Below are 25,037 nucleotides of genomic sequence, written 5' to 3' on the forward strand. Positions count from 1 at the left end.
ATAATATTTAATTTATTGTAAGATATTTTCTCGAATCATTAGCTTTTAAAAAAGAAAGAGCCTCCTAATTCACCGGATTTAAGGAGGCAGCTCTCTTAAAATAATTAATTATTACTTAACGGCTTCGAGCAAATCTTCAACTAGCTCTTTGCCTAATTCTTTCGAATACTTCTCATAAATTGGTTGTACTTTATCTATAAATTGCTGTCGCTCGTTATCATTCAATTCAGTAATTTTCATGCCGTTTTCTTCCAAGACAGTTAAAAACTCAATAGCTTGTTGTTGCTCAACTTCACGTTGATAATTTTTTGCGTCTTCTCCTGCTTTAGTAATAATTTCTTTTTCATCATCGGTAAGAGTCTTCCAAAACTTGTCACTAATCAAAAATATATTTGCTCCATACACATGTTGGGTAACTGTTAAATAGTCTTGAACCTCAAAAAACTTATTCGTCGCTGTAACTACAAACGGATTTTCTTGCCCATCAACTGTTCCTTGTTGAAGAGCAGTGAAAAGTTCCGGAAAAGCCATTGGCGTTGGCTGGACTCCTAGCTCCTTCCACACATCTAGATGTATAGGGCTTTCCATTGTTCTAATTTTCAACCCTTTTAAATCGTCTGGTGTTCTTATTTCCCTAATATTATTTGTTAAATGACGATAGCCGTTTTCCCAGAAATTCATTCCAACCACGCCCTGGTCTATCATTTCATCTAAAAGTTTCTTACCAATCTCTCCGTCTAATACATTATAAGCGGTCTGATGATCTTTAAATAAAAACGGTAAGTCTAAAATACTTAAATTGGGAGAAAAAGAGGAAGATACGGCTGTTGAAATAATGGACGCCTGTAACGAGCCTAATTGTAAGCCCTCAAAATTATCTCTTTCACCTCCCAATTGGCTATCTGGAAACACCTCAACTTTAATTTGGCCATTTGTTTCTTTTTCAACTTGTTCTGCGAATTTATTCATCGCTAATGTAATCGATCTATCACTTGTATTAATAGAAGCGAATTTCATAACTTTTATTTCTTCAGATTGAGCCACATTTTGTTGGCCACTTTCAGAGTTATCAGAACAAGCAGCTAAAAAAATTGAAACTAAGCATACCATAAAGATTGAAAGAATTTTTGCTTTTTTCATTTGTACTCCCCCTCGTATTCTTATATTAGTGCTTTTTAAGTGTTCTCCTTTCCAGGTCCACTGTACGGAACTTAATTCAGCGAAGTGAACCATTTATTCAAGATAATACCATATGCTCATTTTGCTGTCCATAATTTTCTGACATTTAACATTTGCTAATAAATAAAGAATGTTTGATCAGCCGAACGATGGGATCAAACATTCTTTATCTACTTATCTATCTATATTTAATCGGGCATCTTTTCCAGATACTGCATACACATCATCCGTTCTTGGGTGAGCGTGTAAATATTCTTTCGCTGTAACTAAACAACGTCTCGCAAACTCTTCATAGCCTAATTCTTTGACACGTTTAATGTTTGGCAGCTCGATGGAATAGGGAACCCTCGGAATGCGATTTACGATGCTTGCTACATCAATGCCGCCCTCCCCAACATAAGAACGCTCTTCGCGTAAAATACGTGTCATTTCTTCTTTTGATGTTGGAATTTTTCCAGGTGCATCACATAGATGAAGATAACGGAACCATTCGCGTGGAACGGCATCCAAATCTTCCACCTTATCCCCTGCCCGGTGAAAATGATGGATATCGAGCATTAGGCCGGCATTATCTTGATTGGCTGTTCGTAATACAGATAAGGTATCTGCCAAGTTGGATACGCTCGCAATCGGAACGTATTCCAATTCAACAGTTAGCCCAAACGGTTTTGCCAACTCACAGAGTTCTGCAAATTTCTCGATGGCAAAGCTCCGATCATCTGTCCAAATACTGCTAAGTACATGGCGCCCCCCTAGCTCTGCCGCCACTTCCATTGCCGGAACATATCTTTTTGGATCCACCTCGTCATAAATACGGGCAAGTTCAATATCCAACAGTTTCAATCCCGTATCTGAGAGCGCTTTCTTTGTTTGCTTCATCATTTCTTTATTTTCAGCGAGTGCATAATTCGGCTCGCCAGGAAGGCCCATATAGATCGGCCGGAAGCTTACGAAGTCATACCCTGCGCGAGCCGCAAGGTATGTCATTTCAGGTGGAGCACATTCAAGAACAGTCAGTTGAGCTAATGAAAATTGGTTTTGCAATGGTAATCCTCCATTCTTATATTGTCTGGTAATCTAGTTTTTAATTCGTAGACACGTGGTGAACCTTCTTATCCGGTGAGTAGATGTCCATGATATTCCAGTGTCCGGCGGTCGGGACTGGATTGTTTAGCATAGCGACATCGATGACGACTGGTTTATTCGCCGCGATCGCTTGCTCGAGTGCCGGCTTAAACTCTTCCGCTTTCTCGATCTTGATGCCTTCTACGCCATAGGCCCGTGCAATGGCTGCGAAGTCCGGTGAGTAAGGCTGACCGTCTTTCGTGAACAGCGTGCCAAGTGTCGTATCGTAGTGCGCTTTTTGCAGACCTGCAATTGTTCCAAAAGCAAAGTTGTTCATGATCACCCAGATGACCGGAATATTTTCTTCGGCCGCTGTCGCAAGAAGGGCTGGATTCTGCCCGAAACCGCCGTCCCCGACCAGCGACACGACAACACGGTCCGGCTGCGCCACTTTTACGCCGAGTGCAGCAGGTGCCCCGAAGCCCATCGTCGCAAAGCCACCTGGCGTAAAGATCGTTCCGGGTTCGTAAATGTCGAACTGCTGGCCGACGCCGTTTTTATTCCAGCCGACATCGGTAGTAATATACGCGTCGCGCGGCAAGACTTCCCGAACTTCTGCCAAGATGCGCTGCGGCTGCATCGGAAAGCAGTTGTCCTGGATGTATGGCTCGTTGCTCGCTTTAAACTGGCGCTTGTTTTCGGCGATTTCTTGTTTTAGCGACTCGTTTTGACGCCCTTCCGGATAGAGACGCTTCGCCACACGGTTGAGCACGGTCAATGCCTGCTTCAGATCCGCGACAACGCCGAGCTCTACTGGATAGTTGCGGCCAATCTCGCTCGCTTCAATATCAATTTGGATGAGCTTGGTTTTCGGGAAGTCAAACGTATACTCGTTTTCCCATGAACTGCTGTCCGCTTCCGCGAAACGCGTGCCAAGCCCAAAAAGATAGGCCGCTTCGCGGCATTTCCGGTTGATGAACTCCGTCCCCCAGAAGCCTGTCATCCCAAGGACGAGTGGGTTGTCGTCCGCTACTGCGCCTTTGCCCATCAAGGAGTGGGCTACCGGGAAATCGAAATGGTTGACGAATTCCGCCAGCTCTTTTGCTGCGTCCGCAAGCAATATCCCGCCCCCCGCGTAAACGACCGGGTTTTTCGCGTTGACCAAAGTTTTCAGAATCGCTTCCGCTGTTTGGTCATCCATAGACGGCTTTTGAAGCGATTTCGTATGATGGGATTGGAAGTCGAAATACGATGTCTCCAGTTCCATCGAGAAAATGTCCATCGGGACCGAAACGAGCACCGGACCTGGTGTCCCTGTTTCCGCCAATTGGAACGCTTTCTCCAGAATTTCTGGGAACAGATGCGCGCTGTCGACCCGCCATGCCCGTTTGACGAACGGACGGTAAATCTCGTACTGAGTGGCGTCTGCGTGGAGGTTTACTTCCTGATGCGGGTGTTTCCCGTAGTAATGGCTTGGGATGTCGCCTGCGATGACGACCATTGGAATGCAATCCAGCGCTGCATTGGCCACACCCGTTGCCGCATTTGTCATGCCGGGACCGACGTGGCTGAGGACAACCGCCGTCTGTTTTTTCGCGCGGGCATAACCGTCTGCCGCATGCGCCGCAATCTGCTCATGGCGTACATTAACAAATTTGATCGAGCTTTTTTCCAGCTCGGAAAGCACCGCAATATTCGTATGGCCACACAAGCCGAAGATGTGTTCCACGCCCCGGTCTTCCAAATACCTGACGAGTTGACGAGCGATAACTTCTTTCATGAATTTGTTTCCTCCTTATAACTGAACTTTTTGAATTCAATTCTAATAATTCAAGTTATGACAGCTGAAGAACGATCATCTTCGTTTCTGTCATATCCTCAATCGCAAAACGAGGACCTTCCCGGCCAATTCCACTATTCTTGACACCGCCATACGGCCAATGGTCGAGACGATAATTGGATGTCCCGTTAATGACAATCCCCCCTACTTCAAGAGAATGTGCAATTTGGTAAGCTAAATCGAGTTGATTTGTGAAAATACCGGCTTGAAGTCCAAATTCTGAATCATTGGCTTCCTCAATGGCTTCTTCAATATGTTCATATGGCAAAATGCTTACAATAGGTCCGAATACTTCTTGGCAAACTACGTTGGCTGTCTTAGGGGGGTTAAATAAAACCGTTGGTAACACATTGGCTCCATTTTGTTTTCCGCCGGTTACAAGTTCCGCGCCAGCTTCTATCGCTTCTTCGATCCAACTTATAATTCTGCCTGCTGCGTTTTCATCTACTAGAGTTCCTACATCCGTTTTCAGTGAAAGTGGATCTCCTATTACTAACTTCTCAACTTCTTCTTTCAACAAATCTCTAAAATCCGAAACAACTGCTTGATGAACATAAATTCTTTGAACCGAAATGCAGCTTTGGCCTGAATTGCTATACCCTGTACGAGCACAAAGTCTAGCTGCTCGAGCAAGATCTGCATCTTCATGTACAATCGTGGCCGCATTGCCGCCAAGTTCCAATAACACTTTTTTCATTCCCGCGATGCTGCAAATATTACGGCTTGCGACAGTCCCTCCCGTAAATGAAATTACATTTACTCGATCATCTTTTACAATAGCCTGGCCGATATCTACTCCGCCAAGAAGCATGTTAATCGAGTTTTTAGGAAACCCTGCTTCTAAAAAAAGTTCAACCAGTGCAGCTGCCACAAGCGAAGTTTGCGGGGCCGGTTTAAGAATAACCGTATTACCAGCTGCAAACGCGGGACCCACTTTATGGCAAACTAAATTCAGCGGTGAATTGAATGGCGTAATCGCTGCAATCACACCAACCGGCACACGAAACGTCATTGCTACAGAATTGGTTCCACGTTCAGAAGCATCTCCAGGAATTGTTTCACCTACTAAACGTTTAGCTTCTTCTCCTGACAACTGCAAAGTTTCAACGGACCTTGCCACTTCATCCAAGGTGTTTTTTAGAGGTTTACCAAGCTCTAAGGAAATTAGTTTCGCAAAGGCTTCTTTTCTCTCTTCCAATAGATCTGCTGCTCTTTTTAAAGTAGCGGCTCTTTGATAGGAAGGAATTTGTGCCACTTCTTTTTTCGCCAGAAACACAGATTCAAGTGCTTCTTCCACATCTTCCATAGTGGCGTAAAATTGTTTCCCAATAACTTCTTTCTTATAAGGGCTTGTGACGTTTATAACCTCTCGACCTTCATCCAGCCATTTACCATTTACATACGGTCTTGCTTGTTTAATTAATTGTTCTGCTGGCATAAAATTCACCTTCCATTCAATAAATGCGGAGTTAGATCGATCTACTAGAGTTACTAGATCGATCTAACATAAAAATGTTGTATAATGATTACTAGATCGATCTACTAAAATTCGCAAGGAACAAATTTTTCTATGGTGAACAACATATTACCTGACTCCTTTAAACAATGCAATACACTTTTAAGGAATATTCGAAAAATTATCAGTTTCATTTAGTATATAAATAAAACTCCTATCTAGTGAAATAGCGTTTACAGAGTAATGCCATTGTACTATAATTTAGATACCTATCATCCTTAGAAAGAGTGTTTGATTTGATATTTGGAAAAATACCAGTTAGACAGCAAAATATTGTATTAATCGGCTTCATGGGAGTTGGAAAAACCACTATTGGCGAACTTGTAGCCAAAAAGCTTTACCGTAGCTTCATTGACATTGACAAAGAAATTGAAAAAGAATTTGGCATGTCAACAACTGATATCTTTACGATACATGGTGAAAAAGTGTTTCGAGACAGAGAAAGGGAGTTAATTCAATCCTATTGCGAGCAACAAAAGCTCAAAATCATTTCAATTGGTGGCGGCGCCTTTATGCATCCCGAAGTGCGTGAAGCTTGCCTTGCTAATTGTACGGTCTTATACCTCGATGTTTCTTGGGAGGAATGGAAAGAACGTCTTGACATCCTTATTGAAAATCGTCCTGTTTTACAAAACCGTAATCTTGAGGAAATTGAACAACTTTTCCATGAAAGACAAGGCGCTTATTCGCTAAACAACTCTTCGTTAATGGTTGATGACCAATCTGCCGAGGAAGTTGCCGATCATATCGTTGAATCTTTAAAGCACGCTTGGGATTTATATGAGCCTCATTAATCTGATCTGCCGTACTGGAGAACAATCTCTATGTACGGCTTTTTACGATTCCAACTTTTCTTGGGCTGCCACTTTTGGACTTAATGCCGAGCAAGGTCCTGCCTGCAACATATAGCTGCCTCCATCATGTCCTAAATAGTCTTTCACGTCTTTCGCTACTTCGATTAAGCGGTCTACATTCATGCCCGTCTTAATACCCATTTCCTCAAAAGCATGAACTAAATCCTCTGTCGCAATATTGCCGCTAGCTCCCGGCGCATATGGACAACCGCCTAAGCCGGCAATCGAGCTATCAAACAATGTTACCCCTTGTTGAAGTGCCGCGAACGCATTGGCTAATGCCATCCCTCTCGTATTATGCAAGTGCATAGAGAATTCAATATCCGAAAAATCCTTTTGAAGAACAGCTAAGTATTCATAAACTTGCCTTGGATTGGCCATCCCTGTTGTATCTGCAAGCGACACTTCCTCTACGCCCATTTTTTTGTATCGTTCTACAATAGAAGCAATTCGCTCCAAAGGTACTATTCCTTCATAAGGGCATCCAAAAGCTACCGAGATGGATCCACCCACTTTAACATTATGCTTTTCTGCCAATTCTATGATTGGTGCAAATCCGTTTTGAGCATCTTCAACAAGACTATTTGCATTGGAAAGACTGTGAGAATCAGTTGCCGACAGCATGAGCTTTAATTTTTTAATCCCTACTGAAATAGCACGCTCTGCGCCTCTAACATTTGGAACTAGCGCACGGAATTTTATATTCGTTAAGTCTTCCGTAGCTCCAACGACTTCTTCCGCATCTTTTAATTGAGGAATGGCTTTTGGATGGACGAAAGACGTAATCTCCATGGAACGCACTCCGGTGTTCGCTAAAGCTCTAACAATCCGGATTTTCTCTTCAGTCGGAATCCAATTTCGTTCCGCTTGGAACCCATCACGTGGTGCTACCTCACAAATTGTCACATCAGATGGTAATTTCAATGTACTCATTTAAATAACTCCCTTCTCTTTTAACGACGCTAATTCTTCCTGGGATAAACCTAGTTGTCCGCCCAAAATCTCTTCGGTATGCTCCCCTAGCTCGGGTGCCCGATGGCGAATCATACCAGGTGTTTCGGAGAATTTTGGAACGATGCCAGGCACTTTTACGGTTCCTAGGCGTGGATGTTCTACTTCTACGATATTTTCCCTAGCTTTATAATGAGGGTCTTCAAAAATATCAGCAATGCTTAAAATTGGGCTTACAGGCACCCCGAATGCATCCAGTTTTTCCTGCAATTCCTTTAACGTCTGTTGCTTGATCCAATGAATTACGATTTCCTGGACCTCGTGATCATTTTTCAAACGGGCCGCATTTGTTGAATATCGCTCGTCTTGTAACATATCCGTTCTTTCCATCGCTTCGGCAAGTCGCTCAAAAGTAGGATCCGTACTGCAAACTAGAACGACAAATTTTCCGTCTTTTGTTTCGTAAGTACCTGCTGGGCTTGAGTGACCCGCCAAGCCGGGGCTCCGTTCTCTTACTTTTCCTGATTGATCATACTCGGCTATTAAAAACTCCAACATGCGGAACAACGATTCGTATAGTCCCATTTCGACCATCTGTCCGACTGGTTCGCCATCCTTTGTATCTCGATGATACAAAGCACTAACGGCTGCAAATGCTGTATAAACACCCGTTATATAATCCAACAAAGAATAGGACGGGCTTACAGGCGGACGATCCGGATACCCTTGAATATACGTATGTCCACTAAATGCTGTACCTGGCGTTCCAAAGCCTGCTTTCGTACTGTAAGGACCTGTTTGGCCGTAGCCAGAAATTCGAACCATGATTAATTGTGGATTTTCTTTTTTAAGAGTTTCATAGCTAAGTCCCCACTTTTCAAGAGTTCCGGGTCGAAAATTTTCAATTAAAATATCCGTTTGGCCAATTAATTTCTTGAAAATTTCTTGACCTTCATCGGAACGAATATCAAGCGTAATGGACTTTTTATTCCGTGCAAGCCCTGGCCATCTAAGTGACTCTCCATTTTTCCATGGACCTACTGTTCGTAACGTATCCCCTTTATTCGGCAACTCTATTTTAGTTACATTGGCTCCTAAGTCAGCAAGTAATGTAGCACCATAGGGGGCAGCGATCATTGTGGAAATGTCTAACACTTTCACGCCTGTTAATGGCCCGAAATTTTCTTTTTCCATTGTCATTTCCTCCGTTATTCCTCTTTATTGATAAATCCGAGTACATTATCCCGCAAATGCTGTAAATGATTTTGCATCGCTTGAATGGCTCTGTTTTTATCTCCTGCTTTAATCGCATCTAAAATCTCCTTATGTTCTTGGAGTGATTCCGAATAACGATCTGCAGATTTTAACGTCTGTTTCCGAACTTGCCTATACAAATGCAAATTCATTTCCATCATAGAGACAAACACAAAATTGTGAGTCGCCTCTGCTAGTGCAAGATGGAAATTGCTATCCGCTTCTACTTTCTCTTCCGGATATTTTAACTTCTCTTTCATTGCTTGTAACGCGTTTTCAATTTTCACTATGTCTTCTTCTGTCGCCCTCTCGCTTGCATGCTCAACAATTTTAGGTTCGAGCGCTTCCCGAGCTTCCAAAAAGTGCATAACAGCCGTGCGTTCAAGTAGGTCAACTGGATTCACCTGATAGGTTAGCGTAAGTCGCTGGTCCACTTCCTGAACAAACCGACCACCACCTGCCTTCGACACAATTAGCCCCTCCGACTCTAAAACTCGACAAGCTTCACGTAAGGAAGTACGGCTGCAACCTAATTCTTGAGCAAGCTCTCGCTCACTTGGAAGTCGGTCATTCGGCTTTAATGTCCCATTTTCAATTAAGCCTCTGATTTGCTCCACAATTTTCTCATAGACTCTCGTGTGCTGCAGTTCAACAAACATTTTTTCCTTCAAGGTTTCCACCTTCCGCCCAATTACTAGTTATTTCATTCGTCTAGGGTAATTGAAAATGGACCACTGGTTAGTCCACTTTCATTTAGTATAGTCTGTATATTTTATTTCGTCAATTAATAAAAGCCTGCTTCTCATAAAAAGAAACAGGCTTAATCTTATTATGTCCAATCTGGTAACGATTCTTGCGTACTTACAATTACATCTCGCAATGTATCAATTGGAATTTGACCCGGTGCTGAGCTTTGGACGCCCACTGCAAAGGTCAGGACGGAACCATAGACCCATCCTAAGATCCGGCTTACCCCTCCGATGCTTCCCATGGACATAGTTATGAGGGGTATACTCATTACTCGGTCAGCTTCTTTTGTCAATGCTAATAAACGTAGCACATCGTCTTTACTGTTTGGCATGACGGCAGCTTTTGCTATATCAGCGCCATAAAATTCAGCTAGATGTAAACGCTTGATAATCTCCGCACTTTCTGGTGTATAGTCGAAATTATGATAGGAGAGAACCAACTTAACTCCATTATTCTTCGAGACTTCTCTTATTAGTTTGATATGTTCTGGATCATTGGCTGCTTCATAATCGATGAACTGCACTGCCTTCTTTTTACAAACTTCAGATAATAATTCTACTTTTTCCTCTTCTGAAAGTGAAATGGATTGCCCGCCTTCTTTTTCAGATCGGATGGTAAATAAAATGGGTAAATCAGCAGTTGCAGCAATTTGTTCGGCAGTTTCAAGTACAGTGGATAATTGATCAATTTCTTTGTAAAAATCAACCCGCCACTCCAAAATATCTGGCTCTTTAGGAAGAATTGCTTCCAGCTCCTTCATAATTTCCTCCCGATTTTTTCCTACTAGCGGTGTACAAATATAAGGAGCTTTTTTTCCTGGAATCATTTCAGCTTTCATATAACCTCTCCTCAACTATGTATTGAATTTTGAAAATCTTTTCATCGCAGATGGACATCCGCTTTAACTTTCTTTATTGTATCACAGACATTTTGATCTATGGAAAAAAGTACACCACTGGAGAGTGATGTACTTTCAAACTTACTCTTTACTAAAACGCAATACCGGTTTACGGGCAGCTTTCGTTTCATCCAGACGACCAACGACTGTAGTATGTGGAGCTTCTTGAACGATTTCAGGATTCTCCTCCACTTCTTTAGCGATCTGGATCATCGCGTCGATAAAGGCATCGAGCGTTTCCTTCGATTCCGTTTCAGTTGGTTCAATCATCATGCCCTCTTCAACATTGAGCGGGAAGTAGATCGTCGGTGGATGATAGCCGAAATCAAGCAATCGTTTTGCCATATCCAATGTCCGGACTCCCAATTTCTTCTGACGACGCCCTGAAAGGACAAACTCGTGTTTACAATGCTTCGTGTAGGGGAGATCAAAATAGGGCTCTAACCGGCGCATCATGTAGTTCGCATTCAAGACGGCATATTCGGTTACAGCTTTTAATCCATCAGGTCCCATAGAACGAATGTACGTGTACGCACGTAGGAAAATACCGAAGTTCCCATAAAACGGCTTCACACGGCCGATGGATTGCGGACGATTCGAATCGAATGTAATCGTGTCTCCCTCTTTGACGAGAACTGGCTTCGGTAAGTAAGGCACCAGTTCCTTTTTAACTCCCACAGGGCCGGATCCCGGTCCGCCGCCGCCGTGAGGGCCTGTAAACGTCTTATGGAGGTTCAAGTGCACTGCATCAAAGCCCATATCTCCAGGGCGTGCTTTGGACATGACCGCATTCAGGTTAGCTCCGTCATAATATAATTTGCCGCCTACCCCATGGACGATGGAGGCCATCTCCAGAATATCTTCTTCGAACAGGCCAAGTGTGTTCGGATTTGTCAGCATCAACGCCGCTGTATCATCGCCGACTTTCGCTTTCAGGTCTTCGATATCGACCAGACCGAATTCATTTGATTTCACCGTTACGGTTTCAAATCCCGCAACTGTTGCGGATGCCGGGTTCGTTCCGTGTGCGGAATCCGGCACGATTACTTTGGTCCGGTGGAAATCACCGTTCGCTTCATGGAAAGCGCGGATCATCATGAGAGCCGTCCATTCGCCATGTGCGCCAGCTGCCGGTTGCAAGGTCACTTCATCCATTCCTGTAATTTCGGAAAGGTGCTCTTGTAAATCGTACATTACTTCTAAAGCACCTTGCACGGTCGATTCATCCTGCAATGGATGGATGTTGGCAAAGCCAGCATACCGTGCCACTGCTTCATTGATTTTCGGATTGTATTTCATCGTACAGGAACCGAGTGGATAAAACCCCGTGTCTACCCCATGGTTCCGGTTGGAAAGGGCTGTGTAATGACGCATGATATCCAGTTCGGAAACTTCCGGGAGCTCCGCTGCCTCTTCGCGGATAAAATCGGTCGGCATCAGATCCGCCAAGTTCACTTCCGGCACGTCTAATTCAGGAAGGCTGTAGCCAATGCGGCCTTCTTTCGATAGTTCAAAGATAAGTGGCTGATTCTCTTTATGCATGAAGGGCCTCCATTTCCTGCACAAGTGCATCGATTTCTTCTTTTGTCCGCTGTTCCGTGACAGCGATCAACGCATGATTGGCGAATTCCGGATACGTTAGGCCGAGATCGTAACCGCCGATCATCCCTTTTTCCAATAGACGGGCGTTTACTTCCTTCACAGCCTTTTTACAATCGACGACAATCTCGTTGAAATGGGCATTTCCAAATTTAACTGCAAAACCGGCTTTTTCAAATGCTTCCTTGGCATACCGGGTCTTGGCGATATTATGATAAGCGATCTGTTGTACACCCACTTTTCCAAGTGCAGTCATCGCAACCGAAGCTGCCAAAGCATTTAACGCTTGGTTGGAACAGATGTTGGATGTCGCTTTATCACGGCGGATATGCTGTTCACGGGCTTGTAAAGTCAATACGTACCCACGGCGCCCTTCGTCATCTGTCGTTTCACCGACAAGCCGGCCTGGAACTTTCCGCATTAATTTTTTCGTGACCGCAAAATATCCGCAATGCGGACCGCCGAATTGTTCGGATATCCCAAATGGCTGGGCATCTCCAACCGTAATATCGGCTCCGAGTTTCCCTGGCGGCGTGAGGACGCCGAGGGCAAGCGGGTTGGCTGATACGACGAAGAGACCGCCTTTTTCATGGGTCAGGTCGCCTATTTTTTGAAGGTCTTCGATTTGACCGAAGAAGTTCGGATATTGGACGAGCACCGCTGCCGTTTCTTCATCCACCAAAGACGCCAGTTGGTCGATATCCGTGATGCCGTCTTTTTGTGGAACAAGGACAACGTCGATGGATTGGCCTTGTGCATAGGTCGTGACGACATCGCGGGCTTCCGGATGAACCGTTTCGGAAACAAGCAATTTCTTACGCTTCGTGTGACCAGCCGCCAGCGTACCTGCTTCCGCCAACGAAGTCCCGCCATCGTACATCGAGGAGTTGGCAAGATCCATGCCTGTCAGTTCACAGATCATCGTTTGGAATTCAAAAATAGCTTGCAATTCCCCTTGGGAAATTTCCGGTTGATACGGAGTGTATGCCGTATAAAATTCCGAACGGGATATGACGTGGTCGACGATGATTGGTTTGTAATGATCATAGACGCCCGCTCCAAGGAAGGAGACATGCGTGCTCGAATTTGCGTTTTGGGAGGCCAATGCCGCAAGCTCCTTAGTCAATGCCGATTCGGACTTGGCCGATTTGATGTTATATTCTCCTTTAAATCGAACTTTCACAGGAATATCTTCAAAAAGTTCATCTACTGATGAGATGCCGATCGCTTTCAACATTTCTTCGCGATCCGTTTCCGTCATTGGAAGATAACGATGCTTCATGCCCTTCTATCCCCTTTTCAATTATCGTTTGTAAAACGGTGTTGCAATAATGACTGCTTTGAGGCGCTTATTCCGAATTTCGACAAACACTTCAGTCCCTTCGGCAGTGTGTTCGCTTTTCAATAAAGCGAAGCCGATATTCTTTTTCAATGTCGGCGATTGGGTACCCGTTGTCACTTCACCGATCTCTTCATCGTCCAAAAACACTTTATACCCCGTGCGCGGGATTCCTTTATCGATCATTTCTATTCCGATCAGTTTCCGTGGTGCACCGTGTTCTTTTTGTTGGACGAGTGCAGATTTCCCAATGAAGTCTGCCTCCTTATTCGTTTTGACGACAAAGCCGAGCCCCGCTTCCAATGGGGAGATGTCTTTTGACAGCTCCTGCCCATATAATGGCAAGCCGGCTTCAAAACGCAAGGTGTCCCTTGCTCCCAAACCAGCTGGAACGATCCCTTCTTCCGCTCCAGCTTCCAGGATTGCCGGCCACAGGGCTACGATCGCATCAGGGGAACCATAGATTTCAAATCCATCCTCTCCCGTATATCCGGTCCGCGAAATCATGACCGAATGCCCGTCTACGTCAACATTGTCTTTGAACCGGAAGAATTTGATCTCTTCCAACGGTTCATCCGTCAACCTTTGAAGCACCGTTTGAGCAGCGGGCCCTTGCAGCGCCAATAAGGCAAAGGAAGCGGACTGGTCATCGACCGTCACATCATCGGTCGCATGCTGCTTCAGCCAATCCACGTCTTTTTCAATGTTAGACGCATTCACGACGAGGAAGTAATCATTTTCGTCACGCTTGTAAATGAGAAGATCGTCAATCGTACCGCCATCGTCGTAACACATTACAGTGTATTGCGCTTGGCCTGTTTTCAACTTGGAAACATCATTCGTCACAAGTTTCTGTAAATAAGACAGAGCCCCGTCCCCGCTTACGACGACTTCCCCCATATGGGAAACATCGAAAAGCCCGGCTTTCGTCCGAACAGCCTCATGTTCCGCTTTGATGCCCGAAAATTGGACAGGCAGCTCCCATCCGCCAAAATCAATTGTCTTGCCGCCGTACTCTTTATAGCTGTCAAAAAGAGCAGTCCGTTTTAATCCTTCTGCCACACCGCATTCCCCCTAAAAAATGATAAAAAAAGACAGAGGTTCCCTAATTGAGAACCTCTGTCCTGTTACCTGAAAGATTGACCTTGCGGCTTTCCTCGTTGGTGGCCGGCTCATCCGGCGCTCTCCAGAGACGCGTCATGTATGAGTCTTTTTGCCTGAGAGATTCGCAACCTCTGTTACTTGCTCCTTCGGCGACGCTTTCGCGTACTCTCCACATACAATCATTCGCAGTATTCGATTATGTCTAGACACGAAATGTCCTATCGCCATATATCTTAACATTACGAATGAGAAAGCGCAATTGTTTTTAAGAGTTCGCTTCATTTCCGAACAATACAACATAAAAGAATGTTATCTTTCGGATTTTGGCATTCGATCTATATTTCATGCTATTTCAAATCTGTTGCTTCATTTTTTCCCGGCGGTTTCCTTTGGCTTGGCCTCCCATTTTAATCGGTAAATTTGAAAGGCGATATAATCCGTAATTTCCCGCAATGTCCGATTCTTTGTTTCCACTTTGAAATGGGCCGCAGCCAAATAAGCCGGCTTCCGTTCTTCATACAGGCTTTCCAGACCGGCGCGGGTGGACCGCTGCACAATCGGCCGCTTTTTCGGTTTGGCTATGCGTTGCCATATGTTTTGGAATGGGGCATTCAAGAAAAAGACCAGTCCTGTGCTTCGCATGATATCCCGGTTCACTTTTCGAACCGGCACGCCTCCTCCTGTCGCAATGATGCAACTTTCATCCCGGAATGTTTGAAGAAATTCGGTTTCCATCTCACGGAAACGCTCCTCTCCATACGTCTCGAAAATTTCAGCGATGGACATCCCCATTTTTTTCACGATTTCTTGATCCATATCATAAAACGGCATTTTGACGACATAGCTTAACCGTCGACCGATTGCACTTTTACCACTTCCCATGTAGCCGATTAAATAAACTTTCTTCATTTCATCACCCATCTATTGCAAAAACCTCATTATTGCTGCATAGTTTTCACTGTTTCATTTTTATAATACGTCTCAACGGAGTCAAACGTCCTGTTTAGACTATCATGCCATGAAACGAGGGTGAAAAGGAAGAGGCTGACGAAAAATAGTAAAACAATGGCTGCTGCCAACATGGCGCCGCGTTCATTCCGGATAAAGCCCAACGGCAAACCCCCTTTCTCTGACGAGTCCATCCAGCATCGTCACGTGAGCTGTGATCATTGACCCGTCAACTGTAAAATTCACTGAACGTACGTTGGTGAGGATGGGCACATGCCCTTCCCCGGCTTTTTGCCAACGGATGACATTTCCCGATTGGCTGACATGATAGGTGGACCGGTCAATCCGTAAACTGAGCTTGTTTGCATCCGCGATTTCAAGGGTACTGACATTTGTCAACAACCGTTGCAGATCAATCGCAAACAGTTCCCATTCCGTTGCTGAATGATCGGAGAACTGCCGTTCAATGGGAGCTTTCCACACAAAAAACAGTAAGAAAAGCTGAAGGAATGCAATTGTGATCAGCAAGTGAAAGATGCTTTCCAGGAAGGTGTACCCTTGCTCATCCATCCCGTTCCTCAACCGGCGCATCTTGTTTCCGTCCCGTCTATAACCGGGTAGGAGACGCAGACGGTCCCCCCCGACACTTCCCATTCATACGAAACATCGTCAATACGGAGGATTCCAGTCGTCTGCCCGATTGCCTGGTAAAGGATAGCCCCTTTGTAGGCTGCTTCCATCGCATACATCCCTCTCTTTTTTTCATGGAAATTTGCACTCATACGGGCTCCGAATGGCAAAAGCGTACCGAAGATGACAATGACGACCGTTAACGTGAGGATTGCTTCCGGCCACGAATATCCTTTCTCATTCATATACGACCACCCTCCCCCGCAAAAATTGAAACCGGATTTCAAAATCCCCGCTTTTTCCAACCAATGTGGCAGTGCCGGAATTTACGATATTTCCGTCTCCTTGGAACTCGACCCTGTAACCGACACTGCTGGCGTAATACATCCCTTCCGGAAATGAGCCTCTCGCGATTTCCTCTGAAGAAACGTATGTGATATAATCCCTTCCCCCATTCCGGATCGCCATCCTTGTATAAGCATTATGCGCAATCGAATAAGCCTGCATGTCATAAATGGCTGCAATGAAAGCCTGCATCGCTTCCCTTTCAGTCTTCTCCTTGATCCACTTGTCTCCAATCGGCAAGATGATTATTGTCAAAATGGCCATGACGGATAGGACCAACAGCATCTCAAGAAAGGTGAACCCATGCTCATTATGTCCCCGATGCTTCTCCAGCATGGCCTGTCACTTCCACTTTCCCGTCACCGTCTATGAACAATTCCCTGCCATCCGGGCAGCTTGCTCCTTCCGGCAGATAATCAGCATCCGATAATTCCCCTATCGAACTCGGAATCTGCTTCTTCTCCATCTTATAGGCCTCCACCTGCCCTTGCACCATCCGCACATAAGCTTGGCAGCCCTTTTCGTCGATGGACTTCGAATGTTTCGTCACGTTCGGGATGGCAACTAAAATTAATATAGAAATAATTAACAACACGATCATCATTTAAAACTGCTTTTCCTGTCATTTTCAGGACAAGTAAAACCTTGCTGCCATGCGGTGTAGATCAAACTATACGCCGCTTTTCTTTTCTTCATTTACCTGACAGTGTTTACTTCAGTGGTTTTTATGTGAATGGACCACAGAAAAGACCACATTATTATGATTGAAAAAGTGATTTCTTTAAAAAAAGACCACATTTGAAAAAAACCTTCTATAATTAGTAGTTATTTTGGCGATATGTTAAAACATTAAAACAGCCACCGACTTGATTGAGTCAGTGGCTGTTCGTTTCATTTGTTTTTATTCTTCAATTTTTCGAGCAAACTGTTTACTTTGTCGCGTGTGATTTCAGTCTCACCTATTATAAGTTCGATTTCATATCCCGCATCCAATTGGCTAATCAACACGATGTCACCCTCTGAAATTTCAGCATTGATTTCATTGAATGGAATAATAAGCTGATTTTCTTCGTCGGGATGTTCTAGAAACACATACTGCCCTTCTTCAATACGGTCAAGTGTGTATTTTACTTTTTCCCTCATCGCTCACACGCCCATCCGTCTTTGTCTCGGTCCATTTTCGACTGATATGCCGGATGGCCGGATGAAACCCCTTTAGGATACACCTTTCTCAGCTCGGTGCAATTTTTGAAGTTAGTTTGTGTTGGCGCAGGTTTAGCAGCCGGTTTTGGTGCCGGCTTAGTTGCTGGTTTCGGAGCAGGCTTTGCTGGTGCCGTTGCTTTGCTGCCACAACCAGTGGATACAGAATGCTTTACACCATTTGTGGTTACTGTGATGTCACAATGTACCGCTGTTTTGTACGTTGTCGCACCAACATTCTTCAGACGAGCCTCAATTGCCGCATGCGGATGTCCATAGCTGTTGTTTTTTCCATACGACAGAATCCCGACGCTCGGCTTGACGCTACTGATAAATGCTGCGGAGCTGCTCGTATTGGAGCCGTGATGTCCGTTTTTAAGGACAGTAGCAGTTACATCGTATTTAGCTCGGATTTTGTCTTCGATTGCCGTGTTGGCATCAGCCATCAGCAAGAATGATACTTTGTTGTAAGTAAGCTTTAATACGATTGATGCGTCATTGCTATCTTTCGCATTTTCATCGGCATACAGAACCCGGACGACCATCTGCGGATCCAGCGCGAGCTTGTCCAATTCTTTTGCAACTGTGAATTTGATGTTCTTTTTGTCGATTAGCGATAACATATTATAGTAGGTTTGTGTGGTATGCGGATAGCCGGAGTCTACGAAATTAGTTACCGGGAAAGCGTTCAGCACTGCCTCTAGCCCACCGATATGATCAGCGTCTGGATGTGTCGCTACCACATAATCAAGCCGCTTGACGCCTTTTGCCTTTAGAAACTTGACCACCTTATCGCCGGCCGATTTAGGCCCGCCATCCACTAGCATGTTTTTACCGCCAGGTGCTTGGACCAAGATGGCATCCCCTTGGCCAACATCGATAAAGTGTACTTTCAATTCTTTGGGTGCTGCGCCAGCTGTTGCCGGTAATAAACCGATCAACAAGACAACAGTCATTACCAATGATATAAACTTTTTCATTCTCATACCCCCTCAAACTATTTACCTATCATCATAGTACGGAGTAGTGTATTATGTCTATATGTTTCTGTAAATTTTTGGAGGGGTGCAAAATGAGGCTATATTCTAATGAGGTTTATCAGCGACTAGAGGACAAGGGGTTTTCTGACCTGCATGAACTACAGCGGTACATTTCTGATTTCTTGATAAACAACGGGCAAACTATTTACCATATCGGAGAGAAATACTACAGGATGCCTGTAATTGATGTAGCGCGGGGAGAAGTCAGGTTGATCGAGGTTGATAAAGAAGGTACTTACCTATACGACGCGGAAGGCAAAACTTTAAAGAGGAAAATGCCTATTGCCAAGTTTGAGGATATGGCTCAAATTGAGAAGGTGCTAACTGACGACTGCTGATGCGGTCGTTTTTTCAATCTACACACTGGACAGACACTATATCATGCACTGATATCTTATCATGACCAAACGGCCCCTCGATTGATATGCAACCAAGTCGAGTATCGAGTTCGCAAATTTTGCCCATATATAAATCGATACCGCCGGCCTTCCACACTTTTACTTTGGACTCGCATTGACGCTTAAAGGCCAATTCCAGTTCTTCTTGGATAGCTTGGAAATCCCATTCATCTAGTTCGGGGCGCGGTACAAAGTTATCCTCATCGTACCACTCCCTTAACTTCTCGACATGCTCTGTCAGCATCATAGCCGTCCATTTGATGGTGCCTCGATCGCGGTTATTGTTCATCATACAATCACCCTCTCTCTTGTTGTTACAGGAACAAGCGCGAGTACATTGTCAATCAGAAAAGTTCTTCGAGACTCCCGCATGTAGCAATAAGCACGGAATGATGCCTCACCCACTTGAATCATTTTGACCCTGCGTTTGCTGATTTGGCCGTCTTTAGCCAGGTAAATCATATCCAGCACCTCTCCATACTTTACCGACCGCTCCAATATTTTACGCACACTCGTTCCCTCCTTTTCAATTATTATATAGAACAATTGTTCTGTCTGCAAGCAAATAAAAAGGCACCCCGCCATAATGGATAGGGTGCTTGTACATTCATCTCTTATTCATATCGGCAACAACTTTCATTAGCACGCTCGCAAACTGTTCCCGCGTCAAAGGCTCCTTTGGCCATTTGCCATTCATATATCCTTGCTTTTCCGCCCATTCCCAACCAGTCTTATGCGACGGGCTAGGCGTGTGATTTAATGTGCTCACTGCTGCTACCTCCTTTTTCTTTTCGAGTGCTGCTATCGTCGCCGGTCCGGCCGATCCGTCTACAACTAACCCTGACGATTTTTGGAAATCTTTGACTGCCGCTTCGGTTGCAGGACCAAACTTGCCATCGATAGCGATCTTTTGGCCAGCATTGACGAGCAGCTGTTGCAGGCGCTTTACTTCTGGATCTATTAAATAATGCAAGGGGTTTCTAACCTTTGAGTAATTGGCATCCCACCGGCCTGCATGGACTTCGAAATGAAGATGAACCCCAGTGGAGTTACCGGTTGTACCCTTAACTCCAATCTTTTGGCCTTGCCCCACGGTCTGCCCTGGTCTAACGGCTATAGATGCCAAATGAGCATACACTGTTTCCCAGCCATTGGCATGAGTGATAATGACATAATTGCCATACCCGCTATTGCTACGGCTCGCAATGCGAACCTTGCCCGCCGCTGCTGCTACAATATTATTGTTGGATGGAGAATTGCCGTAATCTACACCATAATGTGGACGTATCGTTTTCTTGTTTACCGGATCGAGCCTAGCGGATGAAAAATAGGAGGTAATGCGACCCTCGCACGGACGAATGAACATTACACATCACCGTCCGGATTCACGTACTCCAAAGCCCGTGGATTGTTTTTCAGCATTTCCCGCATTTCTTCGAGTGCGTCGTCTACCAAGTCCGAAAACATATCAAAGCTGACGACACGAGCAAGCCAGGTGAACCGAGTAATAAATAACTCATATACCGTCCTCAGCTTAATTTTACCCATGCCACTACCAAATTCTTTTTCTGCTTGTGTTACAGCTAGTAGCAGCCAGGCACGTACTTTCCTTAGCTGCGCTTCAGTGGGTTGTCGAAAAAAATAAAAAATCGCACTGCCTGCAACTAACAGGAGTACGATCAAGCCGATAATCACGGCGTAGTTATCAATCAATGTATTCATCTCCGAAGTCCTCCCCCATTTCCAACTTTAAATAATCCGGGTTAAGCTGCTGCTTGTTGATATTTTCATTTTTTTCTTTCCAAAGATAAAAAGACGTGGCCGCCGAAATTTCAGCGAATGCTCCTCCGAGGACCGTCAGGACGATGGAGACATCTCCGTGGTAGCCTTTGACGACCATTAGGTAGGTCAGCCATAGTCCATAAATGGTGATTAGCGACCCACTCACCCACGAAACGATTAGTATCTTTTTCGAAAAAGATATGTTTTTTTTGACTTTCGGAGGCAGGCTGCGCCTGTACTCACGATAACCTTTCAACATGCGACCCACCTCTTTACGCTAAATAGTTGATAATGAAAGTGATATAGGTGATTGTCAGACCGACCACTGTCAGCACCGTACCGATAAGCCATTTTCGATCGGTGTCGCTTTTTTTGTCGCGTTCACGAAACTTTTGAAACAGAATGCCTACGTCGTGTTTCGTATCGGCGGACTGGATTTCCACGGTGTTCATTTTGATTTTCAGCGCTTCCACTTCGTGCTCTGTCTCAGTCGTGGCGATTTTCACTTCAGCGATATCGTTCTGTACTCGGTCAAATTTTTCGCCAAAATGCGTCAAGGTCGTTTTGATTTCCCGGATATCCAAGCCTATATCCGTCATGACTTTTGTTAATTCTTTTACTAACTCGTTTGCATTTTCTGGCACAACCGCATTCACCTGCCTTTTTTTGGATATAAAAAAGAACGCCCGGTGTGGACGTTCTCATAGAAATATTATCTACTGTACCTGCTAATGATTTGCAATGATGTTTCTGGTAAATAAGGCCAGACTTCATTTGCCCCGTCAAAGAATCCATCTTCTTCGGCTTGCGTCCAATATTGCCTAGCTTCTTCATAATAAGAGACGTGTATTCTTCTTATTATTTCTGAGAACTCTTCAATATCTTTGATTCTTTTAGTTTCAATTAACGACAAGAGACTGACCAGGCCATTATCGCCCGTGAAATCCACCAAGTGCATGTCACTCACTGATTTTCCTTGAGCAAACATCGATCTCTGATTATACATACACCGTTGATGATCGTGCACAATTCTGAAGCCTGTCTCGGTATGATTATCATAAGTTCCTACTTCGTGATACCACTCTAACCACCCTCGATCAATACTTTCAATCAGGTCGCCACAGTGATCACAAATCCATTGATTTTTTGGTACCAGCTGAGTTCGTTCTGTAAAAACGTCAGACATTATATCTCCCCCTCCACCTTCCAATATTCGACAGAGGGAGAGAGATATCCTTTATAAGTGACCATTTTTAGAGTAGAGCTCTTCCGCCTTCATTCTTGCGGCTATAGCCTCGTCAATCGCACGGAAGTGGCCTAAATATTTTCTTTTTTTATCTCTTTGAATGTAGGCTCGGTATCCGCTGTTAGACTTGTAAACACCTATATGACCGGTTTTATTATTTTTGTGCATACCTTTATTCTGGTTTTGCGTGAAATAATCCGCCCATCTACAATTTTCTGGTCCATAAGGTTTTGTGGAATCAATGCGATCGATGGTTAAATTTTCTTTATATCCGTTTTTGAGCGACCATTCAAGAAAGGCTTGGAAATTGTTACGCCAAACATCTTCCACTTTTACACCAGAACCACCATATCTGGAATAGTTATCAGCGCTAGGGTCGTAACAACGCCTTATCATTCCACCCCACAAATTATAGATACGTGGATATCTCATCGTCAATCCACCCTGTGATTTTTCCATGCAACCGCAACTTTTTGTACTTCTTCTGCTTTTATAACCCAATAAATGCCTTCGAGCAACTACAATCTTTTCACCGCAAACGCATTCACACAACCACGACTGTCTTTTCTCAGAATTCTCTTTGACGGCCAATGTCTTCAAGTAGCCAAACGTCATACCTTCTTTTATTACCGTTGACATATTATAACCCCCATTCCTGATATATCCATTATATCAAAGAACGGAGGTTTTCGCACTAAAAACAGTGCGCTATAATTTGTCGTATAAGCGTCCAACTGCGACATTAAGCCATAAAAAATAACGCTAGCTTATGCTGCGTTTTCTGCATCTAAAATTGCCCATACAACTTCCTGCAAATTACTTAGTTTTGGTACTTGCTCACGTGTATACTTTCCTGTTTTTACATTATCTACCCAGATTGCTATTAATCCACTGTTTTCGTTAAACAAATCACATACCCCCTGCAATTAATATTGATAGTTCTGAAATAGCTTGGTTTTGTTGTTCTATTTTTTCATCCTGTGATGCAACGAACATTGTAAGTTCTGATACTGCCGATTGTAGCGTGGCGTTTTCTTTGCGCAGTAGAGCCACTTCGCTCTCTGGAGTATCTGGAATATCCTCATACTGATAATACAGTTCCTTTGTTTCGGGATTAATATACAGAACGGCCATCTTCGTTTTGTCGGACGTATCTGGAGTCGGGACGTAATCTACCAACAGCCCTTCTTGCTCCAATTCCGCCTGTGTTTTGCCTAGTCCATGTTTTTCGTGAAAAGGCATGTTGTGTCTGTAGACAACTTGATTTTCATGATTACTTTTGATAAATATCGGCATGTATAAAGCCTCCTATTTTTTTAAATATAAAACTTTCGACATCTTTAAGAAACGAGTCGTGTAGGCTTGTGCAACATATAAATAATTCTTATCAGCTATTAACGTTGTGGCGAAATTATCGACTGGCTCACTCACAGATACAAACTCGAAGTTCTTCTTTTTTAATTTAGCTAACGCTCTGTTAGAGGTCGAATCCGTGCAAACGACATATAGATGCTCATCATCCGTAGTTGTTTCGTAGTTAGTATTATTAAGTTCGGAAATTAACCTCTGAGAGATTACCTTCAGGTCATTTTTAGACGCTTTGTAGATGGTTCGCGATTGATTTGCATAGAGATATTCGTCATCCATGGTAAATCTATACCCAATTATGTCGCCTTCGACAACCGAACTTAAATTGGATTTCAAGAATTTAGTAATTGTGTGGTTGGAGTTTTTTGCATACACATAAGTATCGTCCAAATGTATGTCATAACCCAGGTTTTGAACTAATACACTCCCATTCGCCTTCCGCGTAGCGATGTCATATTTTCTAAGATAGCCTCCTGAGTTAGTATGGTTATTATCCCAAACGAAGATACTTTCTTCGTCAATAGCTAAAGACGTTATAGCTGCGTTAGTAACTGCACCTGATGCCATAGAACCGACCAGTGAAAAATCCGACTTATTATAAATTTGTATGGTTGGCGGATTAGCACTCGTTGTAATCACTACATGATTGCTATTTACCGCCAAATTCATAGCTGTATTAGTGCCCAACCCAGTGGCTAATGCGGAAAATATAACTGATGAATCATCTTTGGAAAATTTTTTGAAAGCCTTAGAGTTGTCTATACCATATATAAATTCTCCGTCATCCACTATTTGCAGGCCGCTAGAAACAGTGGGAGCATCTATTGTTACTAGTTTTTCCACTTCTTTAAAGTTACTCCCGACATTTACTTTCCCTACTGCCATTACACAACACCTGACTCTCTAATCAGCTTCAAGTCTGCTGTAATATTAGTTGTTGGCTTTTCATCAGCATATAAACGTACATATCCAGCGAAACTTTCTGTTGCTGATTTTAAATCGCTTGCGTTTTCTAATGAGGATAAATGAATGTTTACATCCACGACTGTACTCGCATCAATGTCTGTATTAGCTAGATCATAAATCCAGAAACCGCTAATAGCTCTATCATCTATCCAGTTCGCAGATAAAATTACTATGTCGCTTTTTATCATTATCAAATCTTGTACATTTGATTTGAATTGCGTGTAATCCGCCAAATGTGCAGTAAGCGATGTCTGTAAAGTGTCCACTTTTTGAGAGGTATTCCCCATAGCACTTGCGACTTTGTCATCGACATACTTTCTGCTTGCAATAATAATAGTCGGATCAACCGCGAGATTTACCACGCTTGCATTTGACGTTTCGATTTCAAAATGAAGTAGAACGTCTTCCGACACACCTTCAGAAAGTTGGGGCTTGTACTGCTCCGGATAAAGAGATAGAGCTATTAGATTGTTTTCTGTATCAAACAGACCAATCTCCCTTATTGTGAAACCGCCCACAGTACTGGAGATATAGGCACTTACCGAGATGCGATTGGGATTACTTTCGCTGACTGACATATCAGCAATTACTCCACGCCAAACCTCCTTCTTTAAAGTGGTTTGACTTTGAGACGGCACGTAATAAGCTCCGTTTCCATCCCCCAGGGCAATGTGCAAAAGGTCAACAGTATCTTGGGTGATTTGAGCATTTGTAATCTTGGCTAGGCCGATGTTCGTAATTATCGTTCCGTACTGTACCATTTTC

General features: G+C 43.9%; 33 protein-coding genes and 1 riboswitch. Of the genes, 2 read left to right on the forward strand and 31 right to left on the reverse strand.

The genetic code is table 11. The features are described 5' to 3' along the window. Nucleotides 1-111: 111 nt before the first annotated feature. From OXB_RS13990 to OXB_RS14005, 4 genes are all read right to left on the reverse strand, one after another. Nucleotides 112-1,140 carry a TRAP transporter substrate-binding protein gene (locus OXB_RS13990; protein ID WP_041075102.1) on the reverse strand — a complete coding sequence of 343 codons (1,029 nt, stop codon included), beginning with the start codon at nucleotides 1,138-1,140 and terminating at the stop codon, nucleotides 112-114. 213 nt (nucleotides 1,141-1,353) lie between these two features. Further along, on the reverse strand, nucleotides 1,354-2,223 hold the full coding sequence (locus OXB_RS13995) for a sugar phosphate isomerase/epimerase family protein (protein ID WP_052484049.1): 870 nt from the start codon (nucleotides 2,221-2,223) through the stop codon (nucleotides 1,354-1,356). Nucleotides 2,224-2,263: 40 nt separating this feature from the next. Next, entirely contained in the window at nucleotides 2,264-4,024 is a 1,761-nt protein-coding gene (locus tag OXB_RS14000; RefSeq protein ID WP_041075103.1) for a thiamine pyrophosphate-binding protein, read from the reverse strand. Between the two features lie 55 nt (nucleotides 4,025-4,079). Further along, the gene (locus tag OXB_RS14005; protein ID WP_041075104.1) at nucleotides 4,080-5,522 is read right to left on the reverse strand and encodes an aldehyde dehydrogenase family protein; all 1,443 of its coding nucleotides are present in this window, start codon (nucleotides 5,520-5,522) and stop codon (nucleotides 4,080-4,082) included. Nucleotides 5,523-5,890: 368 nt separating this feature from the next. Here OXB_RS14005 and OXB_RS14010 point away from each other — a divergent pair, with 368 nt between their 5' ends. Next, on the forward strand, nucleotides 5,891-6,394 hold the full coding sequence (locus OXB_RS14010; protein WP_052484202.1) for a shikimate kinase: 504 nt from the start codon (nucleotides 5,891-5,893) through the stop codon (nucleotides 6,392-6,394). A gap of 42 nt (nucleotides 6,395-6,436) precedes the next feature. Here OXB_RS14010 and OXB_RS14015 read toward each other — a convergent pair whose 3' ends face one another. The 15 genes from OXB_RS14015 to OXB_RS19330 form a co-directional block, all read right to left on the reverse strand. After that, nucleotides 6,437-7,387: a hydroxymethylglutaryl-CoA lyase gene (locus OXB_RS14015; protein WP_041075106.1), complete on the reverse strand. Its 951-nt coding sequence runs from the start codon at nucleotides 7,385-7,387 to the stop codon at nucleotides 6,437-6,439. Next, the gene (locus OXB_RS14020) at nucleotides 7,388-8,599 is read right to left on the reverse strand and encodes a CaiB/BaiF CoA transferase family protein (protein WP_041075107.1); all 1,212 of its coding nucleotides are present in this window, start codon (nucleotides 8,597-8,599) and stop codon (nucleotides 7,388-7,390) included. It abuts the gene before it with no gap. Between the two features lie 14 nt (nucleotides 8,600-8,613). Next, a complete protein-coding gene (locus tag OXB_RS14025) occupies nucleotides 8,614-9,330 on the reverse strand; it encodes a FadR/GntR family transcriptional regulator (protein ID WP_052484050.1) in 717 nt (238 codons plus the stop codon). 158 nt (nucleotides 9,331-9,488) lie between these two features. Beyond that, nucleotides 9,489-10,247 carry a type I 3-dehydroquinate dehydratase gene (gene aroD, locus OXB_RS14030; protein WP_041075108.1) on the reverse strand — a complete coding sequence of 253 codons (759 nt, stop codon included), beginning with the start codon at nucleotides 10,245-10,247 and terminating at the stop codon, nucleotides 9,489-9,491. Between the two features lie 141 nt (nucleotides 10,248-10,388). After that, nucleotides 10,389-11,849, reverse strand: a complete 1,461-nt coding sequence (gene gcvPB / locus OXB_RS14035) for an aminomethyl-transferring glycine dehydrogenase subunit GcvPB (protein WP_041075109.1) — start codon at nucleotides 11,847-11,849, stop codon at nucleotides 10,389-10,391. Beyond that, on the reverse strand, nucleotides 11,842-13,188 hold the full coding sequence (gcvPA, locus tag OXB_RS14040) for an aminomethyl-transferring glycine dehydrogenase subunit GcvPA (RefSeq protein ID WP_041075110.1): 1,347 nt from the start codon (nucleotides 13,186-13,188) through the stop codon (nucleotides 11,842-11,844). Before gcvPA ends, gcvPB begins: the two co-directional genes overlap by 8 nt. A 21-nt stretch (nucleotides 13,189-13,209) precedes the next feature. Further along, on the reverse strand, nucleotides 13,210-14,307 hold the full coding sequence (gene gcvT, locus OXB_RS14045) for a glycine cleavage system aminomethyltransferase GcvT (protein WP_041075111.1): 1,098 nt from the start codon (nucleotides 14,305-14,307) through the stop codon (nucleotides 13,210-13,212). A 133-nt stretch (nucleotides 14,308-14,440) separates the two neighbouring features. Continuing rightward, nucleotides 14,441-14,532: riboswitch (glycine riboswitch) on the reverse strand. A 183-nt stretch (nucleotides 14,533-14,715) separates the two neighbouring features. Further along, nucleotides 14,716-15,258 carry a shikimate kinase gene (locus OXB_RS14050; RefSeq protein ID WP_041076860.1) on the reverse strand — a complete coding sequence of 181 codons (543 nt, stop codon included), beginning with the start codon at nucleotides 15,256-15,258 and terminating at the stop codon, nucleotides 14,716-14,718. A gap of 29 nt (nucleotides 15,259-15,287) precedes the next feature. Further along, the gene (locus tag OXB_RS18905) at nucleotides 15,288-15,461 is read right to left on the reverse strand and encodes a hypothetical protein (protein ID WP_158333719.1); all 174 of its coding nucleotides are present in this window, start codon (nucleotides 15,459-15,461) and stop codon (nucleotides 15,288-15,290) included. Further along, on the reverse strand, nucleotides 15,442-15,888 hold the full coding sequence (gene comGF / locus OXB_RS14055; protein ID WP_158333721.1) for a competence type IV pilus minor pilin ComGF: 447 nt from the start codon (nucleotides 15,886-15,888) through the stop codon (nucleotides 15,442-15,444). The genes OXB_RS18905 and comGF overlap by 20 nt, the downstream gene beginning before the upstream one ends. Next, a complete protein-coding gene (locus OXB_RS14060; RefSeq protein ID WP_052484051.1) occupies nucleotides 15,876-16,172 on the reverse strand; it encodes a hypothetical protein in 297 nt (98 codons plus the stop codon). Before OXB_RS14060 ends, comGF begins: the two co-directional genes overlap by 13 nt. Next, nucleotides 16,165-16,608: a type II secretion system protein gene (locus OXB_RS14065; protein ID WP_041075113.1), complete on the reverse strand. Its 444-nt coding sequence runs from the start codon at nucleotides 16,606-16,608 to the stop codon at nucleotides 16,165-16,167. The genes OXB_RS14060 and OXB_RS14065 overlap by 8 nt, the downstream gene beginning before the upstream one ends. Then, on the reverse strand, nucleotides 16,583-16,876 hold the full coding sequence (gene comGC / locus OXB_RS14070) for a competence type IV pilus major pilin ComGC (protein ID WP_041075114.1): 294 nt from the start codon (nucleotides 16,874-16,876) through the stop codon (nucleotides 16,583-16,585). The genes OXB_RS14065 and comGC overlap by 26 nt, the downstream gene beginning before the upstream one ends. Before the next feature lie 287 nt (nucleotides 16,877-17,163). After that, nucleotides 17,164-17,415: a DUF3006 family protein gene (locus OXB_RS14075; RefSeq protein WP_041075115.1), complete on the reverse strand. Its 252-nt coding sequence runs from the start codon at nucleotides 17,413-17,415 to the stop codon at nucleotides 17,164-17,166. Further along, nucleotides 17,412-18,452 carry an MBL fold metallo-hydrolase gene (locus OXB_RS19330; RefSeq protein WP_052484052.1) on the reverse strand — a complete coding sequence of 347 codons (1,041 nt, stop codon included), beginning with the start codon at nucleotides 18,450-18,452 and terminating at the stop codon, nucleotides 17,412-17,414. The genes OXB_RS14075 and OXB_RS19330 overlap by 4 nt, the downstream gene beginning before the upstream one ends. A gap of 92 nt (nucleotides 18,453-18,544) precedes the next feature. Between OXB_RS19330 and OXB_RS14085 the strand changes: the two genes are divergently transcribed. Then, entirely contained in the window at nucleotides 18,545-18,850 is a 306-nt protein-coding gene (locus OXB_RS14085; protein WP_041075116.1) for a hypothetical protein, read from the forward strand. A 13-nt stretch (nucleotides 18,851-18,863) separates the two neighbouring features. Here OXB_RS14085 and OXB_RS14090 read toward each other — a convergent pair whose 3' ends face one another. From OXB_RS14090 to OXB_RS18055, 12 genes are all read right to left on the reverse strand, one after another. After that, the gene (locus OXB_RS14090; protein WP_052484053.1) at nucleotides 18,864-19,202 is read right to left on the reverse strand and encodes a YolD-like family protein; all 339 of its coding nucleotides are present in this window, start codon (nucleotides 19,200-19,202) and stop codon (nucleotides 18,864-18,866) included. After that, entirely contained in the window at nucleotides 19,199-19,420 is a 222-nt protein-coding gene (locus tag OXB_RS14095) for a hypothetical protein (RefSeq protein ID WP_041075117.1), read from the reverse strand. The genes OXB_RS14090 and OXB_RS14095 overlap by 4 nt, the downstream gene beginning before the upstream one ends. A 97-nt stretch (nucleotides 19,421-19,517) precedes the next feature. Next, on the reverse strand, nucleotides 19,518-20,276 hold the full coding sequence (locus OXB_RS18045; protein WP_052484054.1) for a peptidoglycan DD-metalloendopeptidase family protein: 759 nt from the start codon (nucleotides 20,274-20,276) through the stop codon (nucleotides 19,518-19,520). After that, nucleotides 20,276-20,632 (reverse strand): hypothetical protein, encoded by a 357-nt coding sequence (locus OXB_RS14105; RefSeq protein ID WP_052484055.1) that lies wholly within the window; start codon nucleotides 20,630-20,632, stop codon nucleotides 20,276-20,278. Before OXB_RS14105 ends, OXB_RS18045 begins: the two co-directional genes overlap by 1 nt. Then, nucleotides 20,616-20,951 (reverse strand): hypothetical protein, encoded by a 336-nt coding sequence (locus OXB_RS14110; RefSeq protein WP_041075118.1) that lies wholly within the window; start codon nucleotides 20,949-20,951, stop codon nucleotides 20,616-20,618. Before OXB_RS14110 ends, OXB_RS14105 begins: the two co-directional genes overlap by 17 nt. Nucleotides 20,952-20,964: 13 nt before the next feature. Next, entirely contained in the window at nucleotides 20,965-21,336 is a 372-nt protein-coding gene (locus tag OXB_RS14115; protein WP_041075119.1) for a hypothetical protein, read from the reverse strand. A 68-nt stretch (nucleotides 21,337-21,404) separates the two neighbouring features. Continuing rightward, nucleotides 21,405-21,878, reverse strand: coding sequence for a hypothetical protein (locus OXB_RS14120; RefSeq protein WP_041075120.1), 474 nt, complete (start codon nucleotides 21,876-21,878; stop codon nucleotides 21,405-21,407). A 51-nt stretch (nucleotides 21,879-21,929) separates the two neighbouring features. Continuing rightward, nucleotides 21,930-22,577, reverse strand: coding sequence for a hypothetical protein (locus OXB_RS18050; protein ID WP_052484056.1), 648 nt, complete (start codon nucleotides 22,575-22,577; stop codon nucleotides 21,930-21,932). A gap of 128 nt (nucleotides 22,578-22,705) precedes the next feature. Next, nucleotides 22,706-22,846: a hypothetical protein gene (locus OXB_RS19075; RefSeq protein WP_173426019.1), complete on the reverse strand. Its 141-nt coding sequence runs from the start codon at nucleotides 22,844-22,846 to the stop codon at nucleotides 22,706-22,708. A gap of 1 nt (nucleotide 22,847) precedes the next feature. Further along, nucleotides 22,848-23,234: a hypothetical protein gene (locus OXB_RS14130; RefSeq protein ID WP_052484057.1), complete on the reverse strand. Its 387-nt coding sequence runs from the start codon at nucleotides 23,232-23,234 to the stop codon at nucleotides 22,848-22,850. A gap of 12 nt (nucleotides 23,235-23,246) precedes the next feature. Continuing rightward, on the reverse strand, nucleotides 23,247-24,191 hold the full coding sequence (locus tag OXB_RS14135; RefSeq protein WP_041075121.1) for a hypothetical protein: 945 nt from the start codon (nucleotides 24,189-24,191) through the stop codon (nucleotides 23,247-23,249). Then, on the reverse strand, nucleotides 24,191-25,033 hold the full coding sequence (locus OXB_RS18055) for a phage tail protein (RefSeq protein WP_052484058.1): 843 nt from the start codon (nucleotides 25,031-25,033) through the stop codon (nucleotides 24,191-24,193). Before OXB_RS18055 ends, OXB_RS14135 begins: the two co-directional genes overlap by 1 nt. Between the last annotated feature and the right edge of the window lie 4 nt (nucleotides 25,034-25,037).

The sequence above is a fragment of the Bacillus sp. OxB-1 genome, from assembly GCF_000829195.1.
Lineage (GTDB): Bacteria > Bacillota > Bacilli > Bacillales_A > Planococcaceae > Sporosarcina.

Coding starts and splice junctions, on each gene's coding strand:
- OXB_RS13990 (WP_041075102.1), bottom strand. CDS start 1,140: ATGAAAAAAGCAAAAATTCTTTCAATCTTTATGGTATGCTTAGTTTCA.
- OXB_RS14000 (WP_041075103.1), bottom strand. CDS start 4,024: ATGAAAGAAGTTATCGCTCGTCAACTCGTCAGGTATTTGGAAGACCGG.
- OXB_RS14005 (WP_041075104.1), bottom strand. CDS start 5,522: ATGCCAGCAGAACAATTAATTAAACAAGCAAGACCGTATGTAAATGGT.
- OXB_RS14010 (WP_052484202.1), top strand. CDS start 5,891: ATGGGAGTTGGAAAAACCACTATTGGCGAACTTGTAGCCAAAAAGCTT.
- OXB_RS14015 (WP_041075106.1), bottom strand. CDS start 7,387: ATGAGTACATTGAAATTACCATCTGATGTGACAATTTGTGAGGTAGCA.
- OXB_RS14020 (WP_041075107.1), bottom strand. CDS start 8,599: ATGGAAAAAGAAAATTTCGGGCCATTAACAGGCGTGAAAGTGTTAGAC.
- aroD (WP_041075108.1), bottom strand. CDS start 10,247: ATGAAAGCTGAAATGATTCCAGGAAAAAAAGCTCCTTATATTTGTACA.
- gcvPB (WP_041075109.1), bottom strand. CDS start 11,849: ATGCATAAAGAGAATCAGCCACTTATCTTTGAACTATCGAAAGAAGGC.
- gcvPA (WP_041075110.1), bottom strand. CDS start 13,188: ATGAAGCATCGTTATCTTCCAATGACGGAAACGGATCGCGAAGAAATG.
- OXB_RS14050 (WP_041076860.1), bottom strand. CDS start 15,258: ATGAAGAAAGTTTATTTAATCGGCTACATGGGAAGTGGTAAAAGTGCA.
- comGF (WP_158333721.1), bottom strand. CDS start 15,888: ATGCGCCGGTTGAGGAACGGGATGGATGAGCAAGGGTACACCTTCCTG.
- OXB_RS14060 (WP_052484051.1), bottom strand. CDS start 16,172: ATGAATGAGAAAGGATATTCGTGGCCGGAAGCAATCCTCACGTTAACG.
- OXB_RS14065 (WP_041075113.1), bottom strand. CDS start 16,608: ATGCTGGAGAAGCATCGGGGACATAATGAGCATGGGTTCACCTTTCTT.
- comGC (WP_041075114.1), bottom strand. CDS start 16,876: ATGATGATCGTGTTGTTAATTATTTCTATATTAATTTTAGTTGCCATC.
- OXB_RS14075 (WP_041075115.1), bottom strand. CDS start 17,415: ATGAGGGAAAAAGTAAAATACACACTTGACCGTATTGAAGAAGGGCAG.
- OXB_RS19330 (WP_052484052.1), bottom strand. CDS start 18,452: ATGAAAAAGTTTATATCATTGGTAATGACTGTTGTCTTGTTGATCGGT.
- OXB_RS14085 (WP_041075116.1), top strand. CDS start 18,545: ATGAGGCTATATTCTAATGAGGTTTATCAGCGACTAGAGGACAAGGGG.
- OXB_RS14090 (WP_052484053.1), bottom strand. CDS start 19,202: ATGATGAACAATAACCGCGATCGAGGCACCATCAAATGGACGGCTATG.
- OXB_RS18045 (WP_052484054.1), bottom strand. CDS start 20,276: ATGTTCATTCGTCCGTGCGAGGGTCGCATTACCTCCTATTTTTCATCC.
- OXB_RS14105 (WP_052484055.1), bottom strand. CDS start 20,632: ATGAATACATTGATTGATAACTACGCCGTGATTATCGGCTTGATCGTA.
- OXB_RS14110 (WP_041075118.1), bottom strand. CDS start 20,951: ATGTTGAAAGGTTATCGTGAGTACAGGCGCAGCCTGCCTCCGAAAGTC.
- OXB_RS14120 (WP_041075120.1), bottom strand. CDS start 21,878: ATGTCTGACGTTTTTACAGAACGAACTCAGCTGGTACCAAAAAATCAA.
- OXB_RS18050 (WP_052484056.1), bottom strand. CDS start 22,577: ATGTCAACGGTAATAAAAGAAGGTATGACGTTTGGCTACTTGAAGACA.
- OXB_RS14130 (WP_052484057.1), bottom strand. CDS start 23,234: ATGCCGATATTTATCAAAAGTAATCATGAAAATCAAGTTGTCTACAGA.
- OXB_RS14135 (WP_041075121.1), bottom strand. CDS start 24,191: ATGGCAGTAGGGAAAGTAAATGTCGGGAGTAACTTTAAAGAAGTGGAA.
- OXB_RS18055 (WP_052484058.1), bottom strand. CDS start 25,033: ATGGTACAGTACGGAACGATAATTACGAACATCGGCCTAGCCAAGATT.